At 63.8% G+C, this 7,546-nt stretch carries 3 protein-coding genes; all 3 read right to left on the bottom strand.

Annotated elements, in window-relative coordinates:
• Positions 1 to 696: 696 nt before the first annotated feature.
• The 3 genes from ABQX22_RS26080 to ABQX22_RS26070 all read right to left on the bottom strand — a co-directional run bounded on the left by ABQX22_RS26080 (position 697) and on the right by ABQX22_RS26070 (position 7,509).
• The gene (locus ABQX22_RS26080; protein ID WP_349802752.1) at positions 697 to 2,784 is read right to left on the bottom strand and encodes a putative bifunctional diguanylate cyclase/phosphodiesterase; all 2,088 of its coding nucleotides are present in this window, start codon (positions 2,782 to 2,784) and stop codon (positions 697 to 699) included.
• Positions 2,785 to 2,911: 127 nt separating this feature from the next.
• A complete protein-coding gene (locus ABQX22_RS26075; protein WP_349802751.1) occupies positions 2,912 to 4,405 on the bottom strand; it encodes an efflux transporter outer membrane subunit in 1,494 nt (497 codons plus the stop codon).
• A complete protein-coding gene (locus ABQX22_RS26070) occupies positions 4,402 to 7,509 on the bottom strand; it encodes an efflux RND transporter permease subunit (protein ID WP_349802750.1) in 3,108 nt (1,035 codons plus the stop codon). Before ABQX22_RS26070 ends, ABQX22_RS26075 begins: the two co-directional genes overlap by 4 nt.
• Positions 7,510 to 7,546 lie beyond the last annotated feature (37 nt).

Here is a 7,546-nt window from a genome sequence, read left to right as displayed (position 1 = left end):
CTGCAAACAGTCAGATGCTGACTTGAAGTCCCACCCACCCCTTCGGGTTCTACCATACAAGCTGACTTGTCTGCGATCTGGCGCGCAGCGGCAGCATAGGCAATGAACCCATGTAGGAGCGCGCTTGCCCGCGAAGAGGCCGGTACAGCCAGCGAATCTCAGGCGCCTGCACCGCTGCAATCGCGGGCAAGCGCGCTCCTACAGATCGTCAATCCGCCAGCGCATTAGGCCTGACATTCCTTGGTCGCCTGCAATCAGGGCCGCTGCGCGCCCCATCGCGAGACAAGCCGCGCTCCCACGGCCTGCGGCCAGCATCAGAAGCACGCAGGTCCGCTTCTGCCGAAGGCGTGGGAGGGAGCTTGCTCGCGATCTGGCGCGCAGCGGCAGCACAGGCAATGAACCCATGTAGGAGCGCGCTCGCCGGCGAAGAGGCCGCCACAGCCAGCGAATCTCCAGCGCCCGCGCCGCTGCAATCGCGGGCGAGCGCGCTCCTACAGATCGTCAATCCGCCAGCGCATTAGGCCTGACATTCCTCGGTCGCCTGCTATCAGGGCCGCTGCGCGCCCCATCGCGGGACAAGCCACGCTCCCACGGCCTGCGGCCAGAATCAGAAGCAGGCAGGTCCGCTTCTGCCGCAGGCGTGGGAGCTGACTTGTCTGCGATCTGGCGCGCAGCGGCAGTCAATCTGGCAACTGATTAATCCGCGGTTTCCACCGGCTGCAGCCGTGCGGCGCAGATGTCGGCCATGAAGCGCTCGGGCGGCAGTGGGTAGCCGAGAAGGTAGCCTTGCAGCGAGTCACAGCCCAGGCGTGTGAGGAAATGGCGTTGACTGCTGGTCTCCACGCCCTCGGCGACGATCCGCAGGTTGAGCGCCTGCCCCAGCGCGACGATGGCCGAGACGATGGCGGCGTCGTCGCTGTCGTTTTCCAGATCACGCACGAACCCACGGTCGATCTTCAGTTCGTTGGCCGGCAGGCGCTTGAGGTACATCAGGCTGGAGTATCCCGTACCGAAATCGTCGATGGACAAGTCCACGCCCATTTCCGACAGCTGTTGCAGCACCGCCATGCTGGCGTCGGCGTCGCTCATGGCGGTGGTTTCGGTGATTTCCAGGGTCAGGCTGTTAGCCGGCAGGCCGTGTCGGCTCAACGCCGTGGCCACGGTGTGGATCAGTCCGGTGTGGCAGAACTGCAGCGCCGAGAGGTTCACCGCGATGCGCCAGTGGGTGTTGCCCATGTCGTACCAGACCCGCATCTGCCGGCATGCCTCGTTCAGCACCCACTCACCGATGGCGATGATCAGTCCGGTCTTTTCCGCCAAGGCGATGAATTTATCGGGCATCAGCAGCCCGAGCTCCGGGTGGTTCCAGCGCACCAGCGCCTCAGCGCCGACCGGCTGACCGTCGCCGGCATTGAATTTGGGTTGGTAGTGCAGACAGAACTGCCCTTGCCTGAGCGCAACGCGCAAGTCCTGAAGCAGCTGCAACTGGTTGCGGGCGTTGTTGTTCATCGACGCATCAAAAAAGCTGTAGCCGTTCTTGCCCGCGCTTTTGGCGTGATACATCGCTGCGTCGGCATTCATCAGCAGCTCTTGCTGGGTCTGGCCGTTGCCGGGGTACAGCGCGATGCCGATGCTCACCGAGACCTGCAGGTCGTGGTCGCCGACACTGAACGGCTGGCCGATCAGCGCCACCTGCCGCGCCGCCACGGTGGTGACATCATCCACGTCGTCCACTTCGACCAACAGCACGAACTCGTCACCGCCGATCCGCGCCAGGGTGTCATGACGATGGAAGTTATCGCGCAGGCGCAGCGCCACTTCCCGCAGCATTTGATCGCCCACGTGGTGACCAAACGCATCGTTCACCGGTTTAAAGCCGTCCAGGTCCATGAACATCAGGGCGAACTGGCCGCCTTGCCCATGCACCTTGAGCATGGCCTGCTCGATGCGGTCGGCCAGCAGCACCCGATTGGGCAAGCCGGTCAAGGTGTCGTGCAACGCCAGTTGGGTCAGTTCGCGGTTGGCGTCGCTCAGGGAGCTGGACAGCTCGGCCGTGCGCGCTTCCAGGCGTGCGTCGAGGATCGAGCTCAGCAAGGTGATGGCCAGCACCGCCAGACTGGTGACCAGCACCAGCTTGTCGAGGCCGTCAGTGCGCAGGCCGCTGGGCAAAGCCCCGCAGACGCTACCGTCGACAAAATGGGCGGCGGCCATGCCGGTGTAATGCATGCCGACGATGGCCAGGCCCATGATCACCGCCGCGCCGCAGCGGGCGAGTTGCACGTACCTCGAATGACGGCGCAGGCGAAACGCAATCCATAACGCCGCGGCCGACGCACTGACCGCAATCACCAGCGAGGCGCCGAACCAGACGGGGTCGTACTCGATGGGCGGCTGCATGCGCAGCGCGGCCATGCCGGTGTAGTGCATGGTGCTGATGCCCACGCCCATGGCCAGCGCGCCCATGCTCAATTGCACGATGGGCAACACGGGACGGCTCACAATCCACAACGCCAGCCCCGACGAGAGAATGGCCACGGCCAGCGACAACAGCGTGATGGGCACATCGAAGCCCAGATCGATCGGCAACTGGAACGCCAGCATGCCAATAAAATGCATGGACCAGATGCCGATGCCCATGGACAACGCGCCGCCGCCAACCCACATCCACACCGCCCGCCCCTTGGCCGCGGCGATACGCCCGGTCAGGTCAAGCGCGGTGTAGGACGCCAGGATGGCGACGAGGATGGAAACCAGAACCAGCGATACGGTGTAATGCCCAATCAACATGGCGACGACTCATGACTGCAACAGGAAAGGCAAGCGCACTAAACATTAGTGCGCAATTGTACCTGTCGCAACGAAAAAGTCCCGTCAATCCGTCGGAAGATGGCGATAAGCCAGTGGAGACCGCTTACCGCTCTGACAATTGCGGGTCCGGCGATCGCAGGCCTTGCTCCGTCGTCCATCCCCCACCCAACGCAGCAATCAACTGCACGCTGGCGATCAGACGGCTTTGCAATACATTCAGCACACTTCGCTCGTTACTCAACGCCGTGGTTTGCACGTTGACTACATCAAGATAGCCGATCAATCCGGCCTTGTACTGGTTGCTGGTCAGGCGCAGGGATTCGCGGGCGGCGGCCAGGGCTTCGGCGCGAACCCCCGCTTCGTCCTCGTAGATCTTGAGCTGGACCATGTAATCCTCGACTTCGCGAAAGCCGTCGAGCACGGTCTGCCGGTACTGCGCCACGGTCTGATCGTAGACCGCCTCGGTGCGGTCGACTTCGGCGGCACGCTGCCCGCCATCGAACAGCGTCATCGCCAATTGCGGCCCCACCGACCAGAAACGGTTGGGCAGGCTGATCCAGTTGGCCACCGTGCTGCTGCTGTAGCCGCCGGACAGGCTCAACGTCAGGTCCGGGTAATACGCGGCCTTGGCCACGCCGATGTTGGCATTGGCCGACATCACCGAGCGCTCGGCGGCGGCAATGTCCGGACGTCGTTCCAGCAACTGCGAAGGCAACTGCACAGGAATCTGCGGCAGGATCGGAATGTCCTTGCTGATGGCCAGATCGAAATCAGCCGGGGCCTGCCCCATCAGCACCGCGATGGCGTTTTCAAACTGCGCGCGCTGCCAGGCCAGGTCGATCAGGTCGGCCTGGGTACTCTTGAGCTGAGTTTGCGCCTGCGCCACGGCATCCCGGCCTGAGATCCCGGCGCGGTACTGGTTCTGCGTCAGGTTGAGCGAGCGCTGATAGGCGTCCAGTGTCGCTTCCAGCACGCGCTTCTGCTCATCGATGACCCGCAACTGCAGGTAGTTCTGCACCAGCTCAGATTGCAGGCTCAGCCGCATCGACGCCAGATCGGCGAGGCTGGCCTGGGCATTGGCCTTGTCCGCCTCCAGGCCCCGGCGCAATCGGCCCCAGATGTCGGCTTCCCAGCTGACGCCCAGCTGGGTGTTGTAGGTGTCACGAATGCCGCTGCTGGAGCTGCTCAGGCTGGAACTGCTGCTGCCGGTGCCCTGACTGGAGCGGGTCTTGCCGGCGCTCAGGTCCAGGGTCGGGAAGAACGCACCCCGTGAGCTGCGCACCAGCGCCTGGGCCTGACGGTACTGGGCTTCGTACTGGGCGACGGTCTGGTTCGAGCGATTGAGACGTTCCACCAGTCCGTTGAGCTGCGCGTCGTTGTAGACCTCCCACCACGCGCCCCGGTTATAGGCGTCGCTGGGGTTGGCCTGGGTCCAGCCCTGGGCTTGCTTGAACTGCGCCGGCGCCGGCATCTCGGGCTTGTGATAGTCCGGGCCCACGGCGCAGCCGCTCAGCAGCAGCGCGCACAGACTCATGCCGAAACGCCGTTTGAAGGCGCGGGTCCGCTGTTGCAGAGGGGGATGCAGGCAATCGGTCATAGCGGAGTTTCCAGGGCAGCATCCGTGCGCACGCCGCGCCATTTATTGACGCGATGGCGCAGACGGTCGAGGTAAAGGTAAACGACAGGGGTGGTGTACAGGGTCAACATCTGGCTGAGGATCAGACCGCCGATGATGGTCAGGCCCAGCGGATGGCGCATTTCCGCGCCCTCGGCGGTGCTCAGCAGCAGCGGCACGGCGCCGAGGATGGCGGCCAGCGTGGTCATCAGAATCGGGCGCAGGCGTTGCAGGCACGCGTGGCGAATCGAATCCAGCGGGGTCATGCCGCCCTCGCGCTCCAGTTGCAGCGCAAGGTCGATCATCAGGATGGCGTTCTTCTTCACCACGCCGATCAACAGGAAGATCCCCAGCAGCGAGATCAGGCTGAACTGGCCGCCCGTGAGGTAGATGCTGAGCAACGCGCCCACCCCGGCCGACGGCAGCGTCGAGAGAATGGTCAGCGGATGGACGTAGCTCTCATACAGAATCCCCAGCACCAGATACACCGCCACCAGTGCGCCAAGGATCATCCACGGCTGGCTTTTCTGGGTCGCGGCGAAGGCATTGGCGGTGCCGGCCATCTTAGCGATGACGTTCTCGGGCAAACCGACCGCCGCCACCGCGCGCTCGATGGCGACGGTGGCCTGATCAAGAGACGCCCCCTCGGCCAGGTCAAACGAAATGTTGTCGGAGGCAAACTGCCCGTCGTGCACCACCCGGTCCTGAGCGAGGCTGCGCTCGTAATGGGCAAAGGTCGAGAGCGGCACCCGTGCGCCATCGGCGGTGATCACCTGGACCTGCTCCAGCGTCGCCGGATCCTGGGCGTATTTGGGATTGACCTCCATCACCACCTTGTACTGGTTGAGCGGGTCGTAGATCGTCGAGACCTGGCGCTGGCTGTACGCGTTATTGAGCACGGTGGTGACCATGTTCATGTCAATGCCCAGACGCTTGGCCGCGTCGCGGTCCACTTGCAGCGTCACCTGCTGCGTGCAACCGCCGTCATTGGCGTCGATGGCCGTCAGCTCCTTGACCGACTTCAGCGCAGCCACCACTTTCGGGTACCACAGGCGCAAGCTGTCCAGGTCGCCGCTCTGGAGGATGTACTGATACTGCGAGGTGGTCTGCTCGCGGCCGCCCCCCAGTTGCAAATCCTGATCAGGCTGCAGGAACAGCCGTCCGCCCGCCACTTGGGGCATTTCCTTGCGCAGGCGCTCCACCACCGCTTCGGCGCCGATCCCGCGTTCCTTGATCGGCTTCAGGCGCACGATGATGAACGCGTTGCCGGTGCCGCCATTGCCGCCGATGAAACCGGCCACGCTTTCCACGGCCGGGTCCTTGAGGATCGCGGTGCGGTAGATGTCCATTTTCGGCTGCATGATCGAGAACGACAGGCCGTTGTCCCCCCGCACGAAACCCACCAGTTGCCCGGTGTCCTGCTGCGGCAGGAACGTCTTGGGCACCACGATGTACAACGCGATGTTCACACCGACCGTGAGCAGCAGTGTCAGCAGCGTCAGGCGACGGTGCTTCAACGCCCAGCCCAGGCTGCGGTCGTAGCCGGCCTCCATGCGGTCATTGACGCGCCGGCTCCACTGTTGCAAACGATTTTCCTGGCCCGGTACGTGGGGCTTGAGCCAGCGCGCGCACAGCATCGGGGTCAGGGTCAGCGAAACGATCAGCGACACCACGATGGAGGCCGACAAGGTGATGGAAAATTCGCGGAACAGGCTTTCCACCAGGCCGCCCATGAACAGGATCGAGATGAACACGGCCACCAGTGACACGTTCATCGACAGCAGCGTGAAGCCCACTTCCTTCGCGCCCAGGTAAGCGGCCTCCATGGGGGGCACGCCCTTGTCGATGTGCCGGGAGATGTTCTCCAGCACCACGACGGCATCATCCACCACCAGGCCCGTGGCCAGAATCAGCGCCATCAGCGACAGGTTGTTCAGCGAAAAACCGCACAGGTACATGATCGCGAACGTGCCCACCAGTGACACCGGCACCGCCAGGGTCGGGATCAACGCGGCGCGGAAGTTGCCGAGGAACGCGAACACCACCAGGATCACCAGCACCACGGCGATCAGCAGGGTCATTTCCGCTTCGTGCAGCGTGGCCTTGATCACCGGCGAGCGGTCCATGGCCAGGTCCAGCTTGACGCTGGCCGGCAACACCGCCTGCAGTGCCGGGAGCTGGGCCTTAATGTTGGCCACGGTCTCAATGATATTGGCCCCGGCCTGGCGGTTGACCACCAGCAGGACAGCCGCGTTTTCGTTGAAGAAACCGCTGTTGTAGCGGTCTTCCACCGAATCCCGGACGGTGGCCACGTCCTTGAGGCGCAGGGTGGCGCCGTCCTGGTAGCGGATGATCAGCGACTCGTAATCCTTGGCCTTTTCCAGCTGGTCGTTGGCCTGCACCTGCCAGTTATGCTCATCGTTTTCCACCGAGCCTTTCGGACGGCGGACGTTGGAATCGGTGATGGTCTTGCGCACCTCGTCCAGCGATACGCCGTACTGGTCGAGCATCTTCGGCTCCAGCTCGATGCGCACTGCCGGCAGGGAGCTGCCACCGATCTGCACTTCACCGACGCCGTTCACCTGGGACAGGCTTTGCGACAGGATGGTCGAGGCCAGGTCGTACAGCTGGCCTTTTTCCAGCACGCTGGAGGTCAGCGACAGGACCATGATCGGCGCCTGTGACGGATTGACCTTGGTGTAGGTGGGCATGCTGCGCATACCGCTGGGCAAGAGGCTGCGCGAGGCGTTGATCGCCGCCTGCACCTCGCGCGCGGCGCCGTTGATGTCCCGGTCCAGGTCAAATTGCAGGATGACCCGCGTACTGCCCTGGCTGGACCGGCTGCTCATGGTGGTGACCCCGGCAATGGAGCCCAACGATCGCTCCAGCGGCGTCGCCACGCTGGACGCCATGATCTCCGGGCTGGCCCCGGGCAGCGACGCCGAGACCACGATCACCGGAAAATCCATATTCGGCAGCGGCGACACCGGCAACAGACCAAAACTCATCCCGCCCAGCAGCATGATGGCCAGGCTGAGGAGCATGGTCGCCACGGGGCGCTTGATGAAGGGGCCGGAGAGGTTCATTTGAAGCAGCTCCAGGCTTCAAGCTGCAAGCGGCAAG

Origin of the sequence: Xanthomonas sp. WHRI 1810A (assembly GCF_040202885.1) — a bacterium.
In the GTDB taxonomy this organism is placed as follows: domain Bacteria; phylum Pseudomonadota; class Gammaproteobacteria; order Pseudomonadales; family Pseudomonadaceae; genus Aquipseudomonas.
This window is presented reverse-complemented; position numbering and strand designations above follow the sequence as displayed.

Bases quoted from the DNA above. Each gene is read 5' to 3' on its own strand.
- ABQX22_RS26070 (WP_349802750.1), bottom strand. From the start codon at position 7,509: ATGAACCTCTCCGGCCCCTTCATCAAGCGCCCCGTGGCGACCATGCTC.
- ABQX22_RS26075 (WP_349802751.1), bottom strand. From the start codon at position 4,405: ATGACCGATTGCCTGCATCCCCCTCTGCAACAGCGGACCCGCGCCTTC.